General features: G+C 40.8%; 30 protein-coding genes. 22 read left to right on the top strand and 8 right to left on the bottom strand.

Annotated features, from left to right (window positions below; genetic code table 11):
• Positions 1–51 precede the first annotated feature (51 nt).
• The 4 genes from NSQ54_12975 to NSQ54_12960 all read right to left on the bottom strand — a co-directional run bounded on the left by NSQ54_12975 (position 52) and on the right by NSQ54_12960 (position 3,298).
• The gene (locus NSQ54_12975) at positions 52–741 is read right to left on the bottom strand and encodes a PepSY domain-containing protein (GenBank protein ID WYP25237.1); all 690 of its coding nucleotides are present in this window, start codon (positions 739–741) and stop codon (positions 52–54) included.
• Positions 734–2,095 carry a HAMP domain-containing sensor histidine kinase gene (locus tag NSQ54_12970; GenBank protein WYP25236.1) on the bottom strand — a complete coding sequence of 454 codons (1,362 nt, stop codon included), beginning with the start codon at positions 2,093–2,095 and terminating at the stop codon, positions 734–736. The genes NSQ54_12975 and NSQ54_12970 overlap by 8 nt, the downstream gene beginning before the upstream one ends.
• Complete coding sequence (locus tag NSQ54_12965; GenBank protein WYP25235.1) at positions 2,092–2,787, bottom strand: response regulator transcription factor; 696 nt, start codon at positions 2,785–2,787, stop codon at positions 2,092–2,094. The genes NSQ54_12970 and NSQ54_12965 overlap by 4 nt, the downstream gene beginning before the upstream one ends.
• A 127-nt stretch (positions 2,788–2,914) precedes the next feature.
• Positions 2,915–3,298 carry a rhodanese-like domain-containing protein gene (locus NSQ54_12960; protein ID WYP25234.1) on the bottom strand — a complete coding sequence of 128 codons (384 nt, stop codon included), beginning with the start codon at positions 3,296–3,298 and terminating at the stop codon, positions 2,915–2,917.
• Positions 3,299–3,445: 147 nt separating this feature from the next.
• Here NSQ54_12960 and NSQ54_12955 point away from each other — a divergent pair, with 147 nt between their 5' ends.
• From NSQ54_12955 to NSQ54_12945, 3 genes are all read left to right on the top strand, one after another.
• Positions 3,446–4,285, top strand: a complete 840-nt coding sequence (locus NSQ54_12955; protein WYP25233.1) for a biotin/lipoate A/B protein ligase family protein — start codon at positions 3,446–3,448, stop codon at positions 4,283–4,285.
• 431 nt (positions 4,286–4,716) lie between these two features.
• A complete protein-coding gene (helD, locus tag NSQ54_12950; protein WYP25232.1) occupies positions 4,717–7,047 on the top strand; it encodes an RNA polymerase recycling motor HelD in 2,331 nt (776 codons plus the stop codon).
• Entirely contained in the window at positions 7,044–7,889 is an 846-nt protein-coding gene (locus NSQ54_12945) for an SDR family oxidoreductase (protein WYP25231.1), read from the top strand. The genes helD and NSQ54_12945 overlap by 4 nt, the downstream gene beginning before the upstream one ends.
• A gap of 71 nt (positions 7,890–7,960) precedes the next feature.
• Here the strand turns inward: NSQ54_12945 and dat are convergent, their stop codons facing one another.
• Entirely contained in the window at positions 7,961–8,836 is an 876-nt protein-coding gene (dat, locus tag NSQ54_12940; GenBank protein ID WYP25230.1) for a D-amino-acid transaminase, read from the bottom strand.
• A gap of 181 nt (positions 8,837–9,017) precedes the next feature.
• On the opposite strand from dat, the gene splB reads away from it, so the two are divergent.
• The 3 genes from splB to NSQ54_12925 all read left to right on the top strand — a co-directional run bounded on the left by splB (position 9,018) and on the right by NSQ54_12925 (position 11,606).
• Positions 9,018–10,043 (top strand): spore photoproduct lyase, encoded by a 1,026-nt coding sequence (gene splB, locus NSQ54_12935; protein WYP25229.1) that lies wholly within the window; start codon positions 9,018–9,020, stop codon positions 10,041–10,043.
• A 124-nt stretch (positions 10,044–10,167) separates the two neighbouring features.
• On the top strand, positions 10,168–10,602 hold the full coding sequence (mntR, locus tag NSQ54_12930) for a transcriptional regulator MntR (protein ID WYP25228.1): 435 nt from the start codon (positions 10,168–10,170) through the stop codon (positions 10,600–10,602).
• Between the two features lie 113 nt (positions 10,603–10,715).
• The gene (locus NSQ54_12925) at positions 10,716–11,606 is read left to right on the top strand and encodes a patatin-like phospholipase family protein (protein WYP25227.1); all 891 of its coding nucleotides are present in this window, start codon (positions 10,716–10,718) and stop codon (positions 11,604–11,606) included.
• Positions 11,607–11,625: 19 nt separating this feature from the next.
• Here NSQ54_12925 and NSQ54_12920 read toward each other — a convergent pair whose 3' ends face one another.
• Entirely contained in the window at positions 11,626–12,054 is a 429-nt protein-coding gene (locus tag NSQ54_12920; GenBank protein WYP25226.1) for an SA1362 family protein, read from the bottom strand.
• 27 nt (positions 12,055–12,081) lie between these two features.
• Positions 12,082–13,026: a DUF1385 domain-containing protein gene (locus NSQ54_12915; GenBank protein WYP25225.1), complete on the bottom strand. Its 945-nt coding sequence runs from the start codon at positions 13,024–13,026 to the stop codon at positions 12,082–12,084.
• Between the two features lie 147 nt (positions 13,027–13,173).
• Between NSQ54_12915 and NSQ54_12910 the strand changes: the two genes are divergently transcribed.
• The 4 genes from NSQ54_12910 (at position 13,174) to aroD (ending at position 16,348) form a co-directional block, all read left to right on the top strand.
• Positions 13,174–13,656, top strand: coding sequence for a YqhR family membrane protein (locus NSQ54_12910; GenBank protein ID WYP25224.1), 483 nt, complete (start codon positions 13,174–13,176; stop codon positions 13,654–13,656).
• Positions 13,657–13,748: 92 nt separating this feature from the next.
• Positions 13,749–14,819, top strand: a complete 1,071-nt coding sequence (locus tag NSQ54_12905; GenBank protein WYP25223.1) for a Xaa-Pro peptidase family protein — start codon at positions 13,749–13,751, stop codon at positions 14,817–14,819.
• Between the two features lie 95 nt (positions 14,820–14,914).
• A complete protein-coding gene (gene efp / locus NSQ54_12900; protein WYP25222.1) occupies positions 14,915–15,472 on the top strand; it encodes an elongation factor P in 558 nt (185 codons plus the stop codon).
• A 114-nt stretch (positions 15,473–15,586) separates the two neighbouring features.
• Positions 15,587–16,348 carry a type I 3-dehydroquinate dehydratase gene (aroD, locus tag NSQ54_12895; GenBank protein ID WYP25221.1) on the top strand — a complete coding sequence of 254 codons (762 nt, stop codon included), beginning with the start codon at positions 15,587–15,589 and terminating at the stop codon, positions 16,346–16,348.
• 14 nt (positions 16,349–16,362) lie between these two features.
• On the opposite strand, the gene NSQ54_12890 is transcribed toward aroD, so the two are convergent.
• Complete coding sequence (locus tag NSQ54_12890; protein WYP25220.1) at positions 16,363–16,887, bottom strand: shikimate kinase; 525 nt, start codon at positions 16,885–16,887, stop codon at positions 16,363–16,365.
• A gap of 159 nt (positions 16,888–17,046) precedes the next feature.
• Between NSQ54_12890 and NSQ54_12885 the strand changes: the two genes are divergently transcribed.
• The 12 genes from NSQ54_12885 (at position 17,047) to accC (ending at position 25,222) form a co-directional block, all read left to right on the top strand.
• Positions 17,047–17,328 (top strand): YqhV family protein, encoded by a 282-nt coding sequence (locus NSQ54_12885; GenBank protein WYP25219.1) that lies wholly within the window; start codon positions 17,047–17,049, stop codon positions 17,326–17,328.
• Between the two features lie 11 nt (positions 17,329–17,339).
• The gene (gene spoIIIAA / locus NSQ54_12880; GenBank protein ID WYP25218.1) at positions 17,340–18,272 is read left to right on the top strand and encodes a stage III sporulation protein AA; all 933 of its coding nucleotides are present in this window, start codon (positions 17,340–17,342) and stop codon (positions 18,270–18,272) included.
• Positions 18,269–18,781, top strand: a complete 513-nt coding sequence (gene spoIIIAB / locus NSQ54_12875; protein ID WYP25217.1) for a stage III sporulation protein SpoIIIAB — start codon at positions 18,269–18,271, stop codon at positions 18,779–18,781. Before spoIIIAA ends, spoIIIAB begins: the two co-directional genes overlap by 4 nt.
• A 22-nt stretch (positions 18,782–18,803) precedes the next feature.
• Positions 18,804–19,010, top strand: coding sequence for a stage III sporulation protein AC (gene spoIIIAC, locus NSQ54_12870; protein ID WYP25216.1), 207 nt, complete (start codon positions 18,804–18,806; stop codon positions 19,008–19,010).
• A gap of 14 nt (positions 19,011–19,024) precedes the next feature.
• Positions 19,025–19,414: a stage III sporulation protein AD gene (spoIIIAD, locus tag NSQ54_12865; protein ID WYP25215.1), complete on the top strand. Its 390-nt coding sequence runs from the start codon at positions 19,025–19,027 to the stop codon at positions 19,412–19,414.
• A 77-nt stretch (positions 19,415–19,491) separates the two neighbouring features.
• On the top strand, positions 19,492–20,634 hold the full coding sequence (spoIIIAE, locus tag NSQ54_12860; protein ID WYP28558.1) for a stage III sporulation protein AE: 1,143 nt from the start codon (positions 19,492–19,494) through the stop codon (positions 20,632–20,634).
• Positions 20,635–20,646: 12 nt separating this feature from the next.
• Positions 20,647–21,279 carry a stage III sporulation protein AF gene (gene spoIIIAF, locus NSQ54_12855; GenBank protein ID WYP25214.1) on the top strand — a complete coding sequence of 211 codons (633 nt, stop codon included), beginning with the start codon at positions 20,647–20,649 and terminating at the stop codon, positions 21,277–21,279.
• Positions 21,272–21,937, top strand: coding sequence for a stage III sporulation protein AG (spoIIIAG, locus tag NSQ54_12850; GenBank protein WYP25213.1), 666 nt, complete (start codon positions 21,272–21,274; stop codon positions 21,935–21,937). Before spoIIIAF ends, spoIIIAG begins: the two co-directional genes overlap by 8 nt.
• Positions 21,938–21,940: 3 nt before the next feature.
• Positions 21,941–22,522 (top strand): SpoIIIAH-like family protein, encoded by a 582-nt coding sequence (locus NSQ54_12845; GenBank protein ID WYP25212.1) that lies wholly within the window; start codon positions 21,941–21,943, stop codon positions 22,520–22,522.
• Positions 22,523–22,831: 309 nt separating this feature from the next.
• Positions 22,832–23,203 carry a hypothetical protein gene (locus NSQ54_12840; GenBank protein ID WYP25211.1) on the top strand — a complete coding sequence of 124 codons (372 nt, stop codon included), beginning with the start codon at positions 22,832–22,834 and terminating at the stop codon, positions 23,201–23,203.
• Positions 23,204–23,358: 155 nt separating this feature from the next.
• Positions 23,359–23,835, top strand: coding sequence for an acetyl-CoA carboxylase biotin carboxyl carrier protein (accB, locus tag NSQ54_12835; GenBank protein ID WYP25210.1), 477 nt, complete (start codon positions 23,359–23,361; stop codon positions 23,833–23,835).
• A 19-nt stretch (positions 23,836–23,854) separates the two neighbouring features.
• On the top strand, positions 23,855–25,222 hold the full coding sequence (gene accC, locus NSQ54_12830; GenBank protein WYP25209.1) for an acetyl-CoA carboxylase biotin carboxylase subunit: 1,368 nt from the start codon (positions 23,855–23,857) through the stop codon (positions 25,220–25,222).
• Positions 25,223–25,234: the final 12 nt, after the last annotated feature.

Raw genomic sequence — 25,234 nt, 5'->3', positions numbered from 1 at the left:
CTCAACATGAAAGGAGAATGAATGGAACATTAGAATTTGATGAGAGAACGATTAATATTCAAATTGTATGATTTGTCCGGTGATTGCATCGATAATGACCGTTACGTCCTCATCCGTCTCCTGATTCTCTATCTCAATCTCATAGACCATTCTTCCATCGGACTCTTCAAGATCCACATCATCCACCATGCCATTAATTTCTTGAAGAGCAATATCTATAGCGTCTTGTTCTGATAGATAGGACGGTGAGAGATCTTCTTCAAATGAATTTCGAATGACTTCTCCTGTTTCTGCATGAAGAGCAATATCGCCATCTCTGTCCATATATTCAACTTCTGCTTCCCAAACAGGAGGGTTCTCCACATCGAGTAACTCTAAATCTTTTATAGTAGCTGAAGGAGGGAGTAGTTCAAGAATCAGTTCCCGGGCGTCACTCGCTGTTATAGACTCTCCTATTGGTTGAACTGCATTCGTTTCAATTAAAACTAAAGAAAGAATAGATCCTGTCTCTTCGCTCAGTTCCACCTTATAAAGACCCTCTTTTCGCTCAATTACAGCAGTATACACTCCATCATCTAACGTAATTTCAACAGGGCTACTTCCATACTGAGCTTCAATCTGTTCGGTTGCTTCTTCTAAAGTCAACGAAGAATCAGAAGCTGGTAATATTAAATAGATAACAAAGCCAGTCGCAGCAAGAACAAATAAAGAGAGAACCATTCGAATGGGGTGTTTAATCATGTTGAGACACCTCCTTGGATAGCCTTGTGGGAATATTCACGATAAAAGTGGAGCCTACCCCAATTTTACTTTGAACAAGGATGGTACCTTGGAATTGCTCTACGATCTTTTGGGCAATAGAGAGTCCGAGTCCAGAGCCTCCTGATTCCCGGTTCCGGTCTTCTGATACGCGGTAAAAGCGCTCAAATATAGCAGTTTGCTCATTTTCAGGAATGCCAATACCCTTGTCTTCAATCTGAAGGGTTAGGGACTTTTGATTGGTATACAACCTGATAACAATGTCTTTTTTGCTATATTTTATTGCATTTTCAATTAAGATAAAAAGCAATTGTTTGAACAGATCCTCCTGACCAAGAAATGAAATGGTCTCTTTTGCAACGAAGTGAATGTTCCGGTTAAACGATCGGCTTAATCGTTCAGCTGCCTCCTGTGTAATTTCAGTTGCATTTAGTTCTGTTAATGGTTGAATCGAATACTGATCTCCTTTTGCTAGATCAAGCATTTGCTGTGTCATTCCTCGCATTCTGAGTGCTTCTGAATAGATGGCTTCAACCGCTTCATCTAGAATGGCGGGATCTTTTTTTCCCCAGCGCTTAAGAAGTGTGGAATAGCTTTCAATAACAGTGAGTGGTGTTTTTAATTCGTGTGAAGCATCGGAAACAAATTGCTGTTGCTTTTCGAAATTTTCTTTTAGCAGGTCTATCATTTGGTTAAACGTGATACGCATCTGAGTTAACTCATCTTTATTTTTGGAAGAGACGTCCATTTTTTTAAACGTTCCGTTGCTCCTAATTTCGTTCATTGTTGCAATCAGTGCACGTATAGGAGTTAGGATAAATCGACTAAGCCATACACTCGCAACAATCGAAGGAATTAAAACCAGGACAGAGGCAGTAAGGAGTACTGTTTGTAATAGACTGAGAGCATTTGAATAGTGAGAAATCGATTCTACATACTCTAGAGTCACAACGGTCCCGTCATTCCATATGAAAGGCTGTTTATACACTGCGTAATCCTTGTTTTCATAGTGAACAATCGAGGATGCTTCGCTTTCGGAATAGGTAGTAGGGATCTGTCGATACTCGCGAGACTTTGTAAGAACCTTTTCAATGTAATCGCCCGGTCGTATGACACGAAGCATACCGTCTCCAATGATATAGTTGTCCAATAATACACTTGGATTTTGGTGATCTCCAATGGTTTCAACAATAGACTGACCCTGGTCTTTAATCTGAGTGAGTTCGGATTGTTCCATAAATTGTTTGAAAAAAAGATACACAGCACTATTGACGATTAACAAGATCAAAAAAAGTCCAACAGTAGATACAACGATAATTCGACGTTGAAGCCTCATGCGTTTTGGTCCTTTAGTATATACCCCGCGCCTCGAACCGTATGAATGAGCTTATGTGAAACATCCTTATCAATTTTTTGACGGAGGTATCGAACGTACACATCAACAATATTCGAGTCTCCCAAATAATCATAACCCCATACTTTTTGTAGGAGCTGATCACGACTGAGGACTTGATGGGGGTGATTGACGAAAAATAATAGCAATTCATATTCACGAGCAGTGAGTGAAATTTCTTTTTTTGCTCGTGTAACCTCATGAGAAGATGTATTTATCTCTAAATCAGCAATTTTTAAGTGATTTTCTTCTTGTTTAAGTGTTTGTACTCCCCTTAAATGGACGCGAATACGTGCCAGAAGTTCTTCGATATCAAAAGGTTTTGTTACATAGTCGTTTGCACCTAAGTCCAAACCAGAAACTTTATCAATCACCGTGTCACGGGCTGTTAGCATAATGACGGGAGTTTGATCATTCCGATCACGTAGTCGTCTTAGAACTTCCATGCCACTCAGACCTGGCAACATCACGTCTAATAAAAGAAGGGACCATGAATGGTTTTGAAGAAGTTCCCATGCCTTTAATCCATCTGGAGCGGTTTCGGTTTGATACCCTTCGTGCTCCAGCTCTAACTTTAGGATACGAGCGATACTCAGTTCATCTTCAACAATCAATATTCGAGTTTCATCCAACATTCTTGCATACCACCTCAACCTACAAGTTTGTAAAGATACTGTACAATGAGTTCCGCGTCTTAGCAAGCGAAGGTATTTTACTACAAAAACGCTCCTTCACTTGATGTGAAGGAGCGTTTAGGTTACATTATTTCTTTTTAATCTTACCCGTCCATTTACGGAACCCGTCTTTTAATTGATAAATTTCAGTGTTTCCACGTTTTTTACGAATGATGCTTGCGGCTTGTCTACTTCTAGCACCTGACTGGCAGTAGATATAGATTGGCTGATCCGTACGGAATTCATTAATGCGTTGACGGATTTGAGACATTGGAATGTTTCGTGCGCCAAGAATATGTCCACCGTCATATTCTCTGGGCTCTCTGACGTCAACTAGCTGCGCTTTGCGATAGCCTTTAATAAATTCTTCTTGGGTTAAATTTTTAATATACTTAGGTGTATAGAATCGTCTAACCACTAAAAATACAATTAGTGCTGCTAAGATGATAATTAAAATAATCTGCAAATCCATAACGGGTGGTGCACGCTCCTTCAACTAAAAAACTTTTCTACTAAATTATAAAGCTCAAAACACGTTTTGGCAACGTGTTCACCAATTTCTTGGCTGTTTCGTCATAGTTTTGATACACTTAAGTAGAGTGAAAGGGGTCATATAGAGATGCAAAACACTGAAGTGTGGAGATTCATTGATTCTGGTAAACGTTCTCCTGAGTACAACATGGCTTTAGATGAGGCCTTGTTAAATTGGCATAGCGAAGGTAAGATTCCACCAACCATTCGATTTTATGGCTGGAATCCAGCGACACTTTCTATTGGATATTTTCAAAAAGTTGAGAAGGAAATTAATATGAGCGCTGTAGGTGAACATCAATTAGGTTTTATTAGAAGACCAACTGGTGGACGAGGCGTATTACATGATCAAGAGCTTACATATAGTGTTATCGTTTCTGAAGATCATCCCAGGATGCCGGTTTCAGTTACGGAAGCATATCGAGTCATTTCAGAAGGGCTGCTTGAAGGATTTAAAGCGGCTGGGTTAGAGGCGTATTTTTCAATTCCTTCTTCAGAAGCCGATAAAGAAGCATTAAAGAATCCTCGTTCTGCTGTTTGTTTTGATGCGCCTTCATGGTATGAGCTAGTAGTTGAAGGTCGAAAGGTAGCGGGAAGCGCGCAGACAAGACAAAAAGGAGTGATCTTGCAGCACGGATCCATTATTCTCGATATAGATGAGGACAAGCTTTTTGATCTGTTTAATTATTCAAGTGATCGATTAAGAGAGCGAATGCAACGTAATTTTAAACATAAGGCAGTAGCCATTAATGCGTTAAGAGAAAAACCTATGACTGTGGAAGAGGCAAGTGTACTTTTTAAAAGAGGATTTGAAAAAGGATTATCCATTCAACTTGAACCGTATGAATTAACTGATGCTGAGGAGCATGAGGTTCAAAAAATTATTGATCAAAGATACGCGACTGACGAATGGAATTTCAGAAGATAAACATACGATGCCGGGACAGCACTTTAATGTAAATAGTCAAACACGGACACAGCAGCAAATTCGCTACAGGAGAATCCCTCGCTTTCCACGGGAACGGCCTCAGCCCCTTTCGCGGGAAAAGCGCCGCTACAGTGTCTTCACCGCGTTCTGTTCCGTAGGAGTCTCGGGTTCTCCTTCCGCTCGTCTTACTAAAATACGAAAAAAACAAATGGCGAATGATTCTGTAATCGAAACATTCGCCATTTCCTAATTGATTTTTAGTTATGTCCCAAACACTTCAGCTTCATATAAAAAAGACCTTGCTGTAGCAACGTCTGCATGGTACGATAAGAGCTCAAGACTTTTAAAATTAAATCATTTCAGTATATCTCTATTATATCTTAACAAACATCCGTCTGGGTGTCAAGTAACTTTTTAAGGGGCGTGAGTGAATGAGTACATCCAATCATTCTAAAGAGTCAGAACAGCAACGGATCAATCAAATTAAAGAGCAGGTTAAGCGGGAGATCACTGCGCTCACTCAGCACGATCAAAAAAACAAATCTGAAATTATCCATCTACGCAAAACCTTCTGGGAAGATGTCACAGTGAATATGGACAACCCTGAGGATGCGCTTGAAACGGTGTTAAGTATTAAACAGCAATCAGAGCTTCTTGGAGAGCGGGAGCGAACGCATGGAACGATGGACCAGACGATCAGACGGTTAGAGAAAATCCAAAGTTCACCTTATTTTGGACGTATTGATTTTAAAGAACAGGGTCAAGACGAATCCGTTTCCATTTATTTAGGGGTTGCTTCCTTGTTAGATGAAGAAAAACAAAACTTTTTAATCCATGATTGGAGAGCGCCAATCTCTAGTCTTTATTATGATTTCGCGCCAGGAGAAGCCTATTACACGTCTCCTGAAGGGAAAACAGAAGGTGAAATGACTAAAAAACGTCAGTTCCTCATTCAAAATGGAACGATTGTAAGTATGTTCGATACCGGTTTAACCATTGGCGATGATTTGCTAAAAGAAGTGTTAGGAAATGAAGCGAATCCGCAAATGAAGAGTATCGTCGCTACAATCCAGCTAGAGCAAAACCGATTAATTCGCGATGAGTCTAGTCGTTATCTCGTTGTCCAGGGAGCAGCGGGGAGCGGGAAAACATCGGCAGCCTTACAAAGAGCGGCCTACCTCCTTTATCGTCATATGGATACCCTACAAGCTAATCAAATGATGCTCTTTTCGCCTAACCCGTTGTTTAATAGCTATGTTTCAAAGGTATTGCCGGAGCTCGGTGAAGAAAATATTGAGCAAACCACTTTCCAGCAATATGTTCAAAAACGCATTGGCAAATCATTTGAGGTGGAGGATGCTTTTACACAGACGGAAAATTTATTAACTCTATCCTCTGAAATAGAGTACGATCAAAGGGTTTCAAGTATCCGGTATAAATCAAGCCTCGCTTTTAAAACGCTGATTGATCGGTACTTAGCTCGTTTATCGAAACAAGGAATGCAATTTAAGCAGGTTCGTTTTCGGGGAGAAGTGTTAATTGATGCTTCGCGTATCAGTGCATATTTCTATTCGTTAGATCAGTCCATTTCAATGGCTAATCGTATGAAGCTCACTGCCGAGTGGTTATTGATTAAGCTCACACGACTTGAAGTGCTAGAACGCAATAATGGCTGGGTTGAAGATGAAGTTGAACTACTTGGTGCTGAAGCCTTTCAAGAAGTACGTAAAAAATATCAGCAGGAATATGAGGATCAGGATGGGGATTTTGATGAAGCGAAGTTTGAACGCAAACAACTAGCCAAACAAATTGTAGCAAAGCAATTTAAACCATTAAAGAACGCAGTGAAAAAGATGGCCTTTATTCACGTTGATCGAATGTTCGTTAATCTTTTTAAGCAAGCTCACGAAGATACGCCAGATAACTGGGAAATGATATGCAGCCAAACACTTACACATTTGAACGATCGCTTGCTTCGCTTTGAAGACGTTACACCGTATTTGTATGTCAAAGATCAGCTTGCGGGAAGTAAGTCAAACCATGCCATTCAGCATGTGTTTATTGATGAGGCACAGGATTATTCACCGTTCCAGTTTGAATACTTAAAATTGATTTATCCAACGGCTCAAATGACCATCTTAGGTGACATTAATCAAGCCGTTTATGCACAGTCCCAGCATCAACGGACAATGCTTGACGAAAGTCTTCATACAGGTAAACTACACAATGTCATGCATTTAACAAAAAGCTACCGATCAACTAGTGAAATTGTTGAGTTTACTAAACAAATGATTCCAAAGGGTGACTTGATTGAGCCGTTTAATCGTCAGGGACAGAAGCCGAAAGTGAAGATAGTTACTACAGATCAGCACTTAGAAACGATCATTCACGAAGTAGAAAGGCTCAAAGAAGATGGCCATCAATCCATAGCGATCATTACGAAAACAGCCGAGGAAAGTAAGGAGGTCTACACCTTGCTAAAAGAGCGGATCTCATTAAAATTACTGACAAAAGACTCGTATGAATTTGAACAAGGAATTCATGTCGTTCCTTCTTATTTATCAAAAGGAATTGAATTTGATGCAGTTATTGTTCATGATGCATCCGATCAAATTTATGCTCATGAACACGAACGAACATTGTTCTATACGGTCTGTACAAGAGCCATGCATGAGCTCATTCTTTTCTCTCTTGGGGAGACTTGTTCTTTCTTAAAAGAGGCAAACCAGGAGACATATCAAGTAGAGCATGTTTCAAGATGAAAAAAGATTGTGTACTCATCACAGGAGCAAGCAGTGGATTTGGCTTGCTTCTAGCGGTTGAATTTGCAGAAAAAGGGTGGACTGTCGTTGCGACGATGCGTGATCCAAAAAAGGCCACGTTGTTAATAGAAAAAGCTCGAGAACGCAATATTGACGAAAGAATCATCTTCAAAAAGCTTGATGTAACAAAAGCGACCGATCTCAATGAACTTAAAAATCAGCTTCATAGCGACGGGTTAAACGTTCACATTCTCATTAACAATGCAGGTTATTGTCAAGGTGGGCCCACTGAAGGCGTGTCTATGGAGAAATGGAAAAATCAATTTGATACGAATGTACTCGGAGCTATCGCTGTAACTAAGGCATTTTTACCAGACATGAGAAAGCGGAGGCGAGGGCGAATCATTATGCTGAGCAGCATCAGTGGGAGATTCGGATTTCCCGCACTTGGACCATACTCCGCATCAAAGTTTGCGCTTGAAGGCTTTAGCGAATCCTTACGATTTGAGATGCTGCCATTCGGAGTATATGTTAGCCTAGTGGAGCCTGGACCTTACCGAACGAGCATTTGGGAAAAGGGGCTGGAGGAAGCGCAGTTCTCTGATGAGGATGACTACAAAGCGATTACCCAAACATTAGTCGCTGAAGCCTCTCATTCAGCGACCTCTTCAAAAGACCCTGCCGAGGTGGTCAATAAAATTGTTGCGATCTCCCAAGTAAGGCGACCGAAGCTCAGGTATCCAATCGGTAAAAACACTAAGCTAATGATATTACTTAAAACCCTGCTACCTATGAGCATCATTGAATATGTTGTGCTTAAAAAGATGAGAGGGAAAAGGTAAGATTGTTCTCTTTTAGTTGTTCAGATGAAGAAGCTCCTATCCCTCAAAAGGGACAGGAGCTTCTTTTTGATTCATGACTTATTTGTTTCGGATGTTTCTTCACTCGTGCGGGCTTGCTCTTTTTGGATGGCCTCTTTAAATAAGGTTTGAAGGTGTCTTGTGACAGGCCCGATTGGCATCGTTGCTGTGATCTGACCTTTGAATTCAACAATTGGAGTCACTTCACTTGTTGTACTTGTGATAAAAGCTTCCTCTGCGTGATCCAGAACGTCTTTTGGAAACGGTTCTTCCATAACAGCATACCCTGCGTCTTTAGCTAGTTGGATGACTAACTGACGAGTGATGCCATTTAAAATAAGATTAGTCGCGGGATGAGTGTATAACGTACCATTATTGACTAAAAATAAGTTTGAAGATGAGCCTTCCGTAACCGTTCCCTCGCGGTGCAAGATGGCTTCCTGACAATCGGCATCAGCGGCCTCTCGTTTTGCCATGACATTCCCTAGCAAATTCACTGTTTTAATATCACAACGAAGCCAGCGCATGTCATCTGTTACCCAAGCGGCAATGCCTTCTTCTTGATTTGAAGCAGGTGCATTCATGGTGAAACCAGTAACAACGGGTGTCTCTTCACGTGAATACAAATGATTTCTTGGAGTAGCCCCACGTGAGACTTGAATATACAACGCACCATTAATCACTTGGTTTGCTTCAATTAACTTATTTGTTAAAGTTGTTAATTCTTCTGCTGTAAATGTCACATTCATGTCGAGTTTCTTTGCGCTTTGGAATAGACGATCCCAATGCTCAATTAATTGAAATGGAGTTTGATCATAAATTCGCACGACTTCATAAACGCCGTCTCCAAAGTGATAGGAGCGGTCGTTAAACGAGAGTCCGGCATCACTTTCGGGCACAATTTTCATATGATCTATTACATAATTCATCTGCTTGACCTCCGCAATGTACTTATTAATTCCTTACAATCTGAACACGTTCCAAAAAAATTGTCAATCATTTTACGCTTTATTCGGAAAAAAGAAAAGCCTTTTTGTTGAATTTCCAGAACCTTACACAAAAGTTTCCTTCATTCAAGCGCACCCTAAAGGTACGAAAGGATGTGCAAACATGAAAGCTTTTTATCCACAATTGGTTTATATTGAGCCGGGTGCTCTTGACTACCCACTAGGACGTCAATTGAAAGAGAAATTTGAAAAAGAAGGCGTCGAGATTCGAGAAACGACGTCTCATAACCAAGTACGTAACATTCCCGGAAAAAATGATCTACAAAAATATCGAAATGCCAAGTCAACTTTAGTAATCGGTGTTCGTAAAACGTTGAAGTTTGATACATCAAAACCATCAGCGGAATATGCCATCCCTCTTGCGACAGGTTGTATGGGTCATTGTCATTACTGCTACCTACAAACAACACTTGGAGATAAACCATATATTCGTACGTATGTAAATCTGGATGAGATCTTTGATGCAGCGGATAAGTATATGATGGAACGAGCACCAGAGCCTACACGATTTGAAGCTGCGTGTACCTCAGACATCGTTGGCCTTGATCATTTAACTCATTCCTTAAAGAAAACCATTGAACATATTGGCCAAACAGAGTGGGGGCGCCTGCGTTTTGTGACAAAATATCATCATGTGGATCACTTACTTGATGCGAAGCACAACGGGAATACGCGGTTTCGTTTTAGTGTGAATTCGGATCATGTCATTAAGCATTTTGAGCCGGGAACATCCTCATTTCTCGAACGAATTGAAGCGGCTCAAAAGGTAGCCAAAGCAGATTATCCAATAGGGTTTATCGTCGCTCCAATTGTATGGTACGAGGGATGGGAAAAGGGATATCTTGAGCTGTTTGAACGCCTGGAGTCGATTCTTCCAGCGTATGCAAAGGAAGATGTCACGTTTGAACTCATTCAGCATCGATTTACGAAAACGGCGAAGCGCATCATTCAGAAGCGTTATCCGAAGTCAAAGCTTGAAATGACTGAAGAAGATCGTAAAGTGAAATGGGGAAAATACGGGCGTACAAAGTATGTGTATAAGGATGATGAAGCGGGTCAGCTTAAAGACACAATACAAACATATATTGATAAGTATTTTCCAGAGGCGAAGTTAGAATACTTCACGTAAGGTGGAAGTTGATCTCGATTTGTACTGTTTATTTACCCCCAAGTATAGTAAAATAGATGGTGGTTTTACTATAAGTTCGGATGCGCGTGTTGTATCTGTGCGTTGATAAATTGGAGGGGACCCTATGCCTACACCAAGCATGGAAGATTATCTGGAGCGAATATATATGTTGATTGAAGAGAAAGGCTATGCCAGAGTATCGGATATTGCTGAGGCGCTTGAGGTGCATCCTTCTTCCGTCACAAAGATGGTCCAAAAGCTAGATAAAAGTGAGTACCTTGTCTATGAGCGTTATAGAGGATTAATTTTAACGGCAAAAGGAAATAAAATTGGGAAAAGACTTGTTTATCGTCATGAACTGTTAGAGGAATTTATGACAATTATCGGCGTTGACAAGGAGCATATCTACCAGGACGTAGAGGGAATTGAGCATCATATTAGCTGGGATGCCATCGATCGTATTGGGGATGTCGTGCAATTCTTCACGGAGAAAGAAGAGCGTGTAACAGAGTTACGTGAAGTGCAACGGAAAAATGAAGAAGAAACCAATCAAAACTAAGAAACAGCATCAAAAAGCGGACACTTTTTGATGCTGTTTTTGCGTTGAATCGGTTTATGACCTACATACGATTGATATGGGATACATACGATGTGTATAGGAGGAGATTCCACTTGAAAATTGATGCGGTCTTTGCTGGTGGGGGAGTTAAAGCGTTTGCCTTTCTTGGTTCCTTAAAGGTGCTTGAGGAAAGAGGGTATGAATTTGAGCGCGTAGCCGGAACAAGTGCGGGTTCAATTGTTGCGGCTTTGGTCAAAGCAGGCTACACAAGTGAGGAAATGATGACGATTCTTGATCAGATTGATATTGATTCGTTTAAGGATGATCGAATATCCTTCCTGCCATTCACCGTTCTTAAATGGATCAATGTTTATATGAAGCTGGGATTGTATAAAGGCGATGCACTTGAGGCCTGGATTCGAGATTTATTAAAAGCGAAAGGCATTGTAACATTTGGTGATTTGCCTGAGCAATCATTACGCGTGGTCGTATCTGATCTTTCGAGGGGGCAAATGGTTGTTCTGCCAGATGATCTGGATAAGTATGGCATACGAGCTGAGTCGTTTTCTGTGGCTAAAGCCATACGTATGAGCTGTAGCATTCCTTATTTCTTTGAGCCAGTTAAACTCTATGATCGCTCTGGACATTATTCGTATATTGTAGACGGAGGCTTATTAAGTAACTTCCCAATCTGGTTGTTTCGTGATGGCGAAAAAAATACGTGGAGGCGCCCTGTTATCGGGTTACAGCTTAAACCCAAAATAGAGGATCAGCCTCCTCATCGCATCAAAAATGCAATTGATCTTTATAAAGCAGTATTTGATACAATGACGGCCGCACATGATGCAAGGCACATTGAAGAAGAGGATGCACAAAATGTCATTTTTATTCCTGTAACTGACATTAAAGCAACAGATTTTGATTTAACACCCGTTGAAAAAGAAGAACTCATTAAGCTAGGTGAAGCAAAAACAACAAAGTTTCTAAGTCGATGGTCATTTTAATAAGCAAAAAAGAATCGTGCTAAAAGGAAGCACGATTCTTTTTCTTTGGTTTCGCTCTATTTTTCTTGCCCTCAATAACTGTCAATGTAGGGCCAGATCTTCGCTTAGGTGTTTTCTTAAAGGGTTTTTGATTTCGTTTCATTTGAACTGTACTATTTGGTTTCAATTTTGATTGATTGGTTGGACCGGTAGCACGAACTGTGCTAGTTCGTTTTGCTTTTTTTAGCTGAGCTCTAGTAGGGCCATCCTTAGAACCGGATCGTAAAAACGGCGTGCCATACTTCCTTGATAAGTAGAAACGATAACCAAAGTAGAACAATGCAATAAAACCGACAATGAATAAAATAGATTGCACAATTTGCATCGGATTATTAATAACAGTAAAAACAAATCCAATAACAGCTAACACAATGATAAATGGAAAGGCCACGTTAAAGAATTTGCGCATTCTACTCACCTCCATGATGTCATCTAGCTATACAATGTCTGCTTTTGCAGAACTTGTGTAGGATTGCTCCCGCGTGAGCAACTCGTTAAAGGATGCGATTGCTACTTCTGTTTGTTCATCGTTTGGTTCCTTTGTTGTTAATAATTGAAGAGCGAGACCAGGATATCCTAACCACTTCAAAACTGGAATATCACGGAAGCGATTGGTTAGCTGTAAGACCTCATAAGAGATTCCTAATACAACCGGTATTAATACGATACGCTGTAAGATTCGTTCCCATAATGAATCGAATGGAAGAAATAGATATAATCCTACACCAACGATGACTGTAAATAAAATAAAGCTACTTCCACAACGGTAGTGAAGTCTTGAACTCGACTGGACCGATTCGACAGTAAGAGGTTGACCTGATTCATACGCGTTAATTACCTTATGTTCAGCCCCGTGATATTGAAACACTCGACGAATCAATGGGGTGAAAGACAACAAGTACAGGTATCCAAGTAATAAGATTAATTTAAATCCACCCTCGAGTAAATTCTGTGCAACGTGGCCAGGGAGTATGGGAGTAAATAAATTAGCTAAAAATGCTGGAACAAGTGTAAACACTAACTTGCTAAACAGGAAGGATAACACAGCAACCGCTGCTACCCCAAGAATTAAATTTAATTTAGAAGACTTTTCAGTCGGTTTAATTGACTCATCCTCTGTGGGATCAACATCATAACGATCTGATGAGAAGTTGAGATGCTTAGATCCGTTTATACTTGCTTCAATAATTCCCGCAATGCCTCGAACAAAGGGAATTTTTTTTGCTTTTGTTACCCAAGCGGGAGAGTGTCGCTCAACTTCAAAGGAATCCAAGCTTCCATCTTTACGTCTTATCATGGAGACAGTGGTGTGTTTTCCTCCGAACATAACTCCCTCAACAATGGCTTGACCGCCATATGCTGGTTTTGAAGACTTTTCCATAAGTCACCAACCTATTCTTCTGTGTTGTATATTCACTATTCTACATGAAACAAAACAATTCCTCTATTACAAATCATTAGTACCCGAAGTTAGGTCTATCTGAATGAAACATATTGAGTTAGGGATATACTGAAATGAGGTGATTTTATGAATCAAGCATATGAACAAAATAAAACAGAGCAGCCAATGAAATATCATACTAAGGTCGTTTTAATTGGTTTTTTTGGTGGGTTACTCAGCTCTCTTCTTGGGCTTTTCAGTTTCTATTTTCATTTTATGACCTTTGGACCGGCGCTCATCCTTATGCCTTGGGCTTTAGGTGACTGGAAAACAACGTACATAGGGCAGGGAGTAGGTGTAGCAGTAATTGCTGTCGCATCCATTTTCATTGCATTTATTTATAAGTGGCTGCTTCAGAAAGTGAATACGATGTGGGCAGGTGTAGGTTTCGGAGCTTTATTATGGATAATTGTCTTTTATATTTGTAATCCATTTATACCTGGGTTAAAAAGTGTACAACAGATGGGGATTCACTCACTCGTCACATCATTTAGTCTGTTTATTCTCTATGGGCTATTTATTGGATACTCCATTTCTTACGAATATCAACAGCAACAACAGCCACAGTAAGAAAACATTTCACTGCAAGTCTCCATGCACTGTATGGTACACTAGGTTTGGATACTAACCTTGTGGATCAATTTAAGAAGGAGCGTGGAATGATGAGTAGATTAGAAGCGATACGCAGTGAATTAAAAGAGCATGGGATTGACGGACTACTAATTATGAGTCCATACAATCGTAGATATGTTTCTGGGTTTACAGGTAGTGCAGGAGTCATACTTCTGACAGGAACGGAAGCGCTTTTCATAACAGATTTTAGATATGTTGAGCAAGCGAAAGAACAAGCAAAAGGCTTTACAATAGTTCAACATAAAGCGGCGATTCTTGAGGAAGTTGGAAAGCAAGCATCAAAACTTAAGGTTAAGAAATTAGGATTTGAACAAAGCTATGTTACATATGAACAGCATCAGCAATTACAAGCTGCAGTGGAGAGCATTGAGTGTGTCCCTGTAAGTGGTTTAGTTGAAGGCGTACGTATGATTAAGGATGAGAGTGAAATTCAGCTAATCCAAGATGCAGCAGATATTGCTGATGCGGCCTTTACACACATTACTACATTTATTCGCCCCGGCTTAACAGAAATAGAAGTCTCAAATGAGCTTGAATTCTTTATGCGTAAACAAGGAGCACAAAGTTCATCCTTTGATACCATTGTCGCTTCTGGCTACCGTTCTGCGCTTCCTCACGGAGTAGCGAGTGGAAAATTGATTGAGTCAGGAGAGCTTGTTACGTTAGATTATGGTGCTTACTATAATGGGTATTGCTCAGACATAACGCGTACTCTTGCGGTCGGAGAAGTGAACGAAGAACTAACCACCATCTATCAAACAGTTCTTGAAGCGCAACTACGCGGCATGAATGGAATTAAAGCAGGAATTACGGGCAAGCAAGCTGATGCTCTAACAAGGGATTATATTACAGAAAAAGGGTACGGAGAATACTTTGGTCATTCTACGGGTCACGGTTTAGGAATGGAGGTTCACGAAGGGCCAGGATTATCATTTAAATCAGACACAATTCTTAAACCGGGCATGGTTGTAACGGTTGAACCGGGAATTTACATTCAAGGTGTAGGTGGAACAAGAATTGAGGATGATATCTTGATTACAGCTGGTGGAAACCGTTCGTTTACTTCATCTCCAAAGGAATTAATTCACGTAGGAGAATAATCAGGTCTAATACATATCCACCTTGCCACAAAGCTGTGGTATAGTAATGGATGGAAACATTCCGCAAACTATGCAGGGAATACGGAGGACAAAACATGATTTCAGTAAATGATTTTAAAACAGGATTAACGATTGTAGTGGATAATGGTCTTTGGCAGGTATTGGATTTCCAACATGTTAAGCCAGGAAAAGGCGCGGCCTTTGTTCGCTCTAAGCTTCGTAATCTTCGAAATGGTAACATTCAAGAAAAAACATTTCGTGCCGGTGAAAAAGTTGAAAAAGCTCACATTGAAAACAGACGTATGCAATATCTTTATGCGAGTGGAGATACGCACACATTCATGGATACAGAATCGTATGAGCAGCTTGAATTACAAACCAATCAAATTGAACATGAACTGAAATTCCTTAAAGAGAATATGGATGTTCAAGTCATCAGCTATCAGGCTGAAACGCTAGGCGTTGAGGTTCCGAACACGGTTGAACTTGAAGTGGTTGAAACAGAGCCTGGTATTAAAGGTGACACGGCTTCAGGTGGTACAAAACCAGCTACACTTGAAACAGGCATCACGGTTCAAGTACCATTCTTCGTAAACCAAGGCGACCGTCTTCTAATTGATACGAGAAATACGTCTTATATGTCAAGAGCGTAAAACATAACCAGATCCTACATAAATGGGTCTAGAACAGAGAGGCGTGCGATCACATAAATGGATCGCCGCCTTTCGTTTGGTTTTCTAGCAAATGATGAGAAGAGGTGAGTTACATTGTGTGCGAAGAAAGTAAAAGTAAATCATGTAACATTTGGAGCGGGGCACAAAGCTGCAATCTGTTGCTCGTTGGTTGGTGCAACGAAGGCTCAATTAGTAGATGAGATAAAGCTTATCCAACTAAAAAAGCCAGATGTCATTGAATGGAGAGCGGACTTTTTAACCGAGCTAGACGATCCGAACGCGGTACTAGACGTCCTAAAATCATTACATGAGATAACAGGAGAGACTCCTTTGCTGTTCACCATCCGCTCAGATCAGGAGGGTGGGCAACCTGTCTCATTAACCACGTTTGAACAAAAAGAATTGATTCAACATGTACTTAAGAGTGGACTAATTCAAATGATCGACTTTGAAGTTGCTTCTCCATTTGCAGAGGATGAAGATTTAAAAACACTTTGCAAAGATTTTAAGATTAAATGGATCGGATCAACACATGACTTTGAGAAAACCCCAACTCGTGAACAGATGCTTACATACCTTAAAAGGGGAGAGGCTCTTGGAGCAGATCTAGTGAAACTGGCTGTGATGCCTCATTCAAGAGAAGATGTGCTCTCCTTATTCACATTGACGAATGAAGCAACGGAAGCACTTACTGTGCCCGTTATCACCATTGCGATGGGCAGTATGGGGGTCTCTACTCGATTAGTAGGTGATCAATTCGGGTCAGTCATGACTTTCGCTGTTGGTCATCAAGCTTCTGCTCCTGGTCAAGCTCCCTTAGAACTTATTAGAGACATTCAAGCGTATACCGAATAAAGAAAAACCATCCTTTATGCTTTCGCATGATGGATGGTTTTTGCTATTTTTTCTGCGGTTTGAGGAGGGGTTAGCCGTCCTGTTTGGATAATAAGATGTGCTTTTGAGTACGATTGTTTTCTTGATGTGTATAGTTCCTTCATGTCTTCAAGCGATTTTTCTTGAAGAAGTGGTCGATCCTTTTGTAACAACGGAATTCGTTCCGCCCAAATAGAAAAGTCAATATCAAGGAAGATGACTAAACTGTCACGTAAGCAGGCATGTTGAATGTCTTCCTGTAAGAATGCCCCTCCTCCGAGTGAAAAAATCATGTTAGTTTGCTTTGAGAGCGTATGAAACAGTGCCCGCTCCCGCCTGCGGAAGCCTGTTTCTCCTTCTGTCTTAAAAATTGATTGGATACTTTGATTTGCTTCTTCTTCAATGGCTTGATCCAAATCGACAAAGCGCAAATCAAGAAGTCGCGAAAGCTCCTTACCGACCGTGGTTTTACCAGCCCCCATAAATCCTATGAGAACAATATTTCTCTCTACATTACTCATATGTGTTCCCCTTTTCTAAAATACGTCTTCTTAGTCTCGATCTCAGTATAGCAAAAGGATGTCTAGCTTAGAAGTCTGTCTTACAAGAAGCGCAGATCATGTTCTGAACTCGTCCAACCCTGCATACCTTTTTAAAGAACGTGGATTCTGGAGGGATGTATGTTGAAATGGTTTGTTGCCGTTGAATGGACCCTGCTCGTTATGGTCCTTCTAAGAGTACTTTCAGGATTAATTGAGATCACTGTAGCAGGGCTCATCCTTCGATTTAATAGTGTAGAGAAAGCAATCTTTTTAAATGGCGTTCTCGCATTGATTGGGCCAACTATTTTTATTTTATCGATCGTCATTGGATTAGTTGGTTTATCAGACAAGCTATCCATTCCGAAGTTTATGTTAATAGGTACGGGGGCTGCTTGTATTTTAATTGGTGCGAAGATGTAGGAGGAGTCAGGATGGAAGAGATCTTAGCTGTGTTGCCACCTGCCATTCGCGAACGACTGACGAAACTTCCGAATGACATGATTAAAAGTATGGAGGAGATTCGGGTACGTGTCCTGAGACCTCTCGAAGTGATTTCGGCGGGAACGCCCATGTATCCAAGTGAACTTGGTGAAGAGGAATGGATTGTGCAACCAAGTGATGCGCAATTTATTTTAAACCAGTTAAGTCAGTACTCCATGTATGCCTTTGAGGAAGAGTTGAAGCGAGGGTTTATCACAATAAAGGGAGGACATCGAGTAGGGCTCGCAGGTAAGGTAACACTCGAAAAAGGCGAAGTGAAAACGATCAGAGATATTAGTTCCTTTAACATTCGGGTTGCTAGACAAACCATTGGCTCTGCTAACTCACTTGTGCCAAGCCTTTATGAAGGTGGATGGAAGAATAGCTTACTAATTGGTCCGCCTCAAAGTGGTAAAACCACATTACTTAGAGACTTAGCCCGCATTATTAGCACGGGGGTTGCTTCAGCTGGTATCCGGCCATTAAAGATTGGAATTGTTGATGAACGCTCAGAGATTGCAGCAAGTATAAAGGGCGTTCCGCAGCACCAGCTTGGACGCAGGGTAGATGTGCTAGATGGGTGTCCAAAGGCAGAAGGAATGATGATGATGATTCGTTCCATGAGTCCGGATGTCTTAATTGTTGATGAAATCGGTCGTCCTGAAGACTGTTTAGCCGTTCAAGAAGCGATCCACGCGGGTGTAAGAGTGATCTCAACCGCACACGGGTCTTCGCTTGAAGAAGTGGCTTCAAGACCGGCCTTGCGAGCGTTATTTGCAGAAAAAGCCTTCGATAAATGTGTAGAGCTTACTCGCGGAAAAAAACCAGGACAAATCCGACGAGTGAAAAGCTTAAATCACATTCGTACGGTGAAAGGGCTATGAAATGGCTGGGGGCTATCCTCATTATTGTGACATGTACATGGATTGGGTTTGAACTTGCAAAACGAATTAGTAACAGACCTAAACAGTTAAGGCAGCTGAAAGTTGGCATTCAGGCACTTGAAGCTGAGATGGTATATGGACTTACGCCACTTGCTGAGGCGAGTCTCAGACTGTCGAAGCAGCTGGGTTACCCAGTGAATCTGTTATTTGAACGCTTTGCCCATAAGCTTGAATTAAAGGGAGAATCAGCCCATGTAGCGTGGGAGCAGAGCTTAGAAGAAACGTGGACGTTAACAAGCTTATTAAAAAGTGAGCGTGAAATCTTACGCCAATTTGGTCAAACACTAGGTCAGCATGACCGGGATCAGCAACAAAAACAAATTAAATTAACCATGGTTCATCTTGAGCGCGAAGAGGCTGAAGCGAGGGACAATCAGATTCGGTACGAAAAAATGGTGAAAAGCCTTGGTTTTCTATTTGGTCTGCTGATTGTCATTCTGATGATTTAGTAGAAAAAAGGAGGGATGACAGTTGGCTTATGACGTGAATACCATTTTCCAAATTGCTGGGATCGGTATCGTTGTAGCGATGATTCACACGGTACTCAAACAAATGGGGAAAGAAGACTGGGCCCACTGGGTCACGTTAATTGGATTTGTCGTTGTACTTTATATGGTAGCGACTATTGTTGATGATTTGTTTCAAAAAATTAGAGGTGTATTCCTCTTTCAAGGATAGAGGTGAACGTTGCGATGGACATTATTCAAATTGTTGGAATCGGTCTGATCGCAACGTTTTTAGCGCTTGTTGTTCGTGAACAAAAACCGATTTTTGCATTCTTAATTACATTGTTTGCTGGCGTCATGATCTTCTTGTTTGTTGTAGATGAATTAATCAAGATTATCCACCTACTTGAAGGAATAGCAAAAGACGCGAATGTTCACATCATGTACTTGCAAACGATCCTAAAGATTATCGGGATCGCCTACATCGCTGAGTTCGGAGCACAAATTGCAAAGGATGCAGGACAAGCATCAATGGCCTCTAAAATTGAGCTAGCTGGGAAGATCTTAATTCTCGTATTAGCCATTCCTATCATTAAAGCGGTTATTGAAATGATCTTATCGTTGCTACCAGGTTAGGTGAGGGGAGGGAGTAGCGCTTGCGTCATTGGATCCTGATTGTCGTGATGACCATTCTCTTTTTCATGAATCCGAGCATGGTACAAGCTGTAGATGAAGTGAACCCGCCAGATGAAGACAGTCTTACAGAAGACCAAACTTTTATAGATAGACAAATAGAACGTCTTCAGTTAGACGAGATTCAACAATACTGGGAGCAGGTTTCCACAGAGTACGGTGGATTTTTACCAGAAAGCCAAAAGGGTTCTTTTAGAGAATTTATTACAGGAGAGAAACAGTTTCAGATTAAGGAATGGGGAATGGGACTTGTGAAGTTTTTACTTCATGAGCTCATCGTAAATAGTAAGCTACTTGGAATGTTGATTTTGTTGACGTTGTTTAGTCAAATCATGCAAACCATCCAGAATGCTTTTGAAAGTCAAAATGTAAGCAAAGCGGCTTACGGGGTCACATACCTTGTACTGATGATCCTGGCTATTAATAGCTTTCATGTAGCGATCACGTACGCAACCGATGCCATTAACAGTATGATTCACTTTATGATTGCATTACTCCCGTTACTTTTAGCCTTAATGGCTTCGATGGGAAGCATTGCTTCGTCAGCTTTGTTTCATCCACTGATTATTTTTCTAGTAAATACAAGTGGAATTTTAGTGAATCAGTTTGTGCTCCCTCTACTTTTTTTCTCGGCTGTACTCGGTATGGTCAGCACATTGAGTGATCATTATAAAGTTTCGAAACTGGCTGATTTCTTTCGTAATATTGCTGTTGGGTTGTTAGGCATTTTCATGACTGTATTTTTAGGAGTGATTTCCGTTCAAGGCGCTTCTACTGCAGCAACGGATGGCTTAACGATTCGTACCGCAAAGTTTATAGCGGGGAACTTTATACCAGTTGTAGGGAAGATGTTTACCGACGCTACAGATACTGTCATGAGTGCATCGGTGCTTCTAAAAAACACAGTAGGAGTAACTGGCCTTGGGATTTTATTCATGATCTGTGTGTTCCCATTACTAAAGGTTCTATCACTCGGGATTATCTTTAATCTATCAGCTGCTATTTTGCAACCACTTGGAGGCGGACCAATTATAGAATGCCTATCTATTATTGGGAAAGCAGTGATGTATGTATTCGCTGCCTTGGCGCTTGTAAGCTTGATGTTTTTCTTAGCTGTCACACTGATGGTTGCAGCAAGTAATCTTTCGTTTATGATGCGTTAGGGGTGTTGAGAATTGGGATTGCTGACAGGTTGGATTACAGGACTTGTATTGTTGATTATGCTTGCAATCATCCTTGAGATGCTACTTCCGAATTCATCAATGAGAGGGTACGTTAAGATGGTCATCAGTTTGCTCATCCTGGTTGCGATGCTAAAGCCCGTGCTCTCCTTATTTACAATGGATTCAGATGAATGGGTCCGCAACCTCCAAGTAAGTGACCCTTACCAAACAAATTCAATAGAAAGTCAAATAAATTTGCAGAAAAGTGGGTTAGAAGAGGTACGAGCTGCATATATTTCTGAACAGGTGGCTGACCAACTAGTAGAACAAGCAGAAGAAACAATGCGAGACACCTACTCACTCGAATTTGCAAGTGTAGAAGTATTGCAAGAAACGGGACAGGGAGGTCAGGAAGATGAGGAGGCAGTAGAGGTACATGCGGTTGTTCGAGAATCAGAGGAGCAAACGGAAGAGCAAACGACTACACGTGAGATTCAAACGGTCCGAGTTGACCTCTCCAAACAACCTACCGAAGAAGAAACTGTCGATCTGCTTCCGGTAAAAAAATATCTCTCAGAGAGCTGGGAGATTCCAGAAAGTAAGATCATGCTTTACTTGGAGGGAGGAGAACAGGTCGATGGGTGAAGAGCATCCTAAAGGCTTCGGGTGGTTAAAGAAACTTGGAAGCCAGGAGCAAGGCAAAAAGAAAAACTATAAATACATCTTGGTCTTAGGTGTTGTTGGGATTCTGTTAATGGTTGCAAACCAAGTCTTTCAAGGAGCGCCACCAGAACAAAGTCAATCCGTTATGCCTACTTTTCAATCCAAGGAAGACGAGGGAGAAGGTGGAGATGTTGAAGTCTTTAAACAAGACTCAACAGAACCAGTCAGCATGACGGACTATGAGGACCGCTACGAGAATCAGTTAAGAGAAACGCTAGAAGAAATTGTTGGCCTAAGTGAGGTATCAGTCATGATCAACCTTGCTGAAACGGAAAAACAAGTCTATGAAAAAAATTCGAGTTCTAAAAACCAGCAAACAAGTGAAACAGACCGTGAAGGTGGAACGCGCGAAGTAACCGATCAAACCATTGATGAACAGACGGTCATTGTTCGTAGCGGCGACAAAGAAGAGCCGTTACTTATTCAAACAGAGAAACCGGACATCAAGGGTGTGCTAGTGGTAGCTGAGGGAGTAGAAAATGTACAAGTTAAAGCTTGGGTGGTTGAAGCCGTAAGCAGAGTACTAGATGTACCTGCCCATCGTATTTCAGTAATGCCTAAGAAAACTAAGGAGGAATAAAATATGGCTCTTAAAAAACAAACAGTTTGGCTTTTAACAATGTTAAGTTTGATTATTGTTCTTTCCGTTTATTATGTATCTTCAGGTAATACAAATTTAGCTCTAACGGACGAAGAACCTAAGACTGAGGAAAATGCAGCAACAGATGATGAGAACCAAATTGAAGTACAGGTCACTCAAGACGGTGATGTAGAAGGAATTCTTGAAGTAACTGGTGAAGATAATGTGGCTAATTACTTTACTGAAGCACGCATGCAACTAGAAGTATCACGTGCAAAGCAAGCAGAGCAGTACATGGAAAAATCTGCTGCTCCAGATGCAACGGCTGAAGAAAAAGTTGAAGCTCGAGATAAGAGCATGGCTATTTTAAACCTAACTCAAAGTGAAGAAACGCTTGAGTCACTAGTTAAAGCAAAAGGCTATGATCATGTGCTTGTAGTAAGTGAGGATTCAAAAGTTCAAATTATGGTTGACGCAGATGAGTTAACATCAGCAGAAGCAAACGATATTATCCTGCTAGCCAAAGAACAGCTTGGTCAAGCAAATAACGTTTCAGTTACCCATAATACAGGCGGAAGTAATTAATTGTTTAGCGTTCAAAGTCTGAGACATAACTAAAAATCAATTTGATAATGGCGAATGATTCGATTGCAGAATCATTCGCCATTCGTGGTTTTATTTGAACAAGCGAGGGTTCCCCCGTAGCGGATGTGTTGCTCAATTCAAGTTTGACTCGCTACATTCATGTTATCTCCCAGCCTCAGTCCCTTTGCCTTCTTTTAATTCACCTGCTTGTTGGTTAGACTGTGAAGACTGGATAGATGCATTAATGCATTCATTAACGAGTCATGTTATAATACTTTAGGTGCAATTTGTTTACGAGGAGCGATAAGTATGGAATGGACAGACCTAACCGAGGGCGCTAAAGCAGTATTAGAGCAAACTCGTAATATCAAGAATGATCATATTCAAATCGTTGAATTTGAAGTAGGGTTTGAGGAACAATTTGAAGAGCAAGATGAGGATACCTATACAGTCTCCATTCAAGAAGAAGATTACGAGAACTTAAAAAGGTATACAAAAGAAAACGAATACGATGAGAAATACCATATGGCTCGAAACAAAGATATCGTGAAGATTATCTTACTCGAAAACGGTAAGATTCCTGATAATCTTTCTGAATTTCCTGTGTTTCGCCAATACAAAAAAGATGCTCTAATTAAAGAGCAGATAGAGTCAGAGCAAGTAAACGAAGAGCAAGAATAAGTGGTTGGATCCTTTATTCATTGAATGAAGGATTTTTTATAACAAGAAAAGAACTTGTCTAATGCAGTCAGTTTTTCTTGCTACTTTGAGTGCAGGGGCCATGTTATAATTGTTGCAAGTGTTAACCAACGAAGAAGGAGTTGTACATAATAACTATGAACGTTCAAGAGATTAAAGAATTAATAGAAGCAGTCAATCAATCGGATATTGATGAATTAGAATATGAGCAAAATGGAAATAAGCTTGTCCTCAAAAAGGTTAAAGCAGAAACGGTGGTACAGGCTGAGGCGTACCAGCCAGTTCGCCAGGTAGAGGCACAACAGCCAGTTGCCCCCAAGGTTAGCGATGCACCTCAAGAGGCTAGTCAAGCGCAGCCTGAAAAGAAAGAGAACCTGCACACTGTAACTTCACCAATGGTAGGAACATTTTATTCATCACCATCACCAGAGGACGGTCCATATGTAAGTGCTGGCGATGATGTGAAAGAAGACTCAATCGTTTGTATCGTTGAAGCAATGAAGCTTATGAATGAAATAGAAGCAGATGTGAATGGCAAAATTGTTGAAGTTCTGGCGCAAAACGGGGAATTAGTTGAATACGGACAACCTCTATTTGTTGTGGAACTGAAATAATCTAGGAGCTGGGTTAAAGATGATAAAAAAAATACTAATTGCTAATCGCGGAGAAATTGCGGTTCGAATTATTCGAGCGTGCCAAGAGCTTGGAATTGAGACGGTAGCCGTTTATTCTGAAGCTGATGTTGATGCATTACATGTAAAGCTTGCTGATCAAGCATTTTGTATTGGACCAACAGCTTCTGGTCAAAGCTACTTAAACTTTACAAATATCATGAGCGTAGCCACATTAACAGAGTCAGATGCGATTCACCCAGGATATGGGTTTTTAGCTGAGAACGCTGACTTTGCTGAAATTTGTGCAGCGTGTAATATTACGTTCATCGGACCTAGTCCTTCTGCTATTAATCAAATGGGTACAAAAGACGTGGCTCGTGAAACAATGAAAAGAGCTGGCGTTCCAGTTGTACCAGGCTCAAATGGGATTATTCAAAGCCCTGAAGCTGGCCTTGAGGTTGCTGAAGAAATTGGGTATCCAGTTATCATTAAAGCAACAGCCGGTGGTGGCGGAAAAGGAATTCGTGTAGCAAGAAATCCTGAAGAGCTCCGTAAGGGGATTAATATTACGCAACAAGAGGCAGCAACAGCCTTTGGAAATCCAGGAGTATATCTTGAGAAATTTATTGAAGATTTCCGTCATGTTGAAATTCAAGTGATGGCTGATACGTTAGGTAACACGGTTCATTTAGGTGAGCGTGACTGTTCCATTCAACGTCGTCTTCAGAAGCTTGTAGAAGAAACACCATCTCCAGCTTTAACTCCTGAAAAGCGTGCCGAAATGGGGCAAGCTGCTGTTGCAGCTGCACAGGCTGTTGAATATGTTGGAGCTGGTACGGTAGAATTTATCTATGACCATAACGATGGAACTTTTTTCTTTATGGAAATGAATACTCGTATTCAAGTTGAGCATCCAGTAACTGAAATGGTAACGGGAATTGATCTAATTAAAGAACAAATTCGCGTAGCTAATGGACAGCCGCTTTCATTTTCACAAGAAGATGTAACATTCCAGGGTGTAGCAATTGAGTGTCGAATTAATGCTGAGAACCCTTCAAAGAACTTTATGCCATCTCCAGGATTAATTACGCAATATTTAGTTCCAGGAGGCTTTGGTGTACGAATTGATTCAGCTGCATATCAAGGCTATAAGATTACGCCTTTTTATGACTCCATGATCGCTAAAGTAATCGTGCATGCGCCAACTCGTATTGAAGCGGTTGAACGTATGAAGCGTGCACTCCAAGAATTTGATATTGAAGGAGTGGATACGACCATTCCGTTCCACCTTCGATTATTTGATCATGAAGTTTTCCGCTCTGGAGAATTTAACACAAAATTCATTGAGCAATATGAAGTAATGCCATCCGAAAAAGAAAAACAATAATGTTCATACAAG

Source organism: Alkalihalobacillus sp. FSL W8-0930, assembly GCA_037965595.1.
Taxonomy (GTDB): Bacteria; Bacillota; Bacilli; order Bacillales; family Bacillaceae_D; genus Alkalicoccobacillus.
This window is presented reverse-complemented; position numbering and strand designations above follow the sequence as displayed.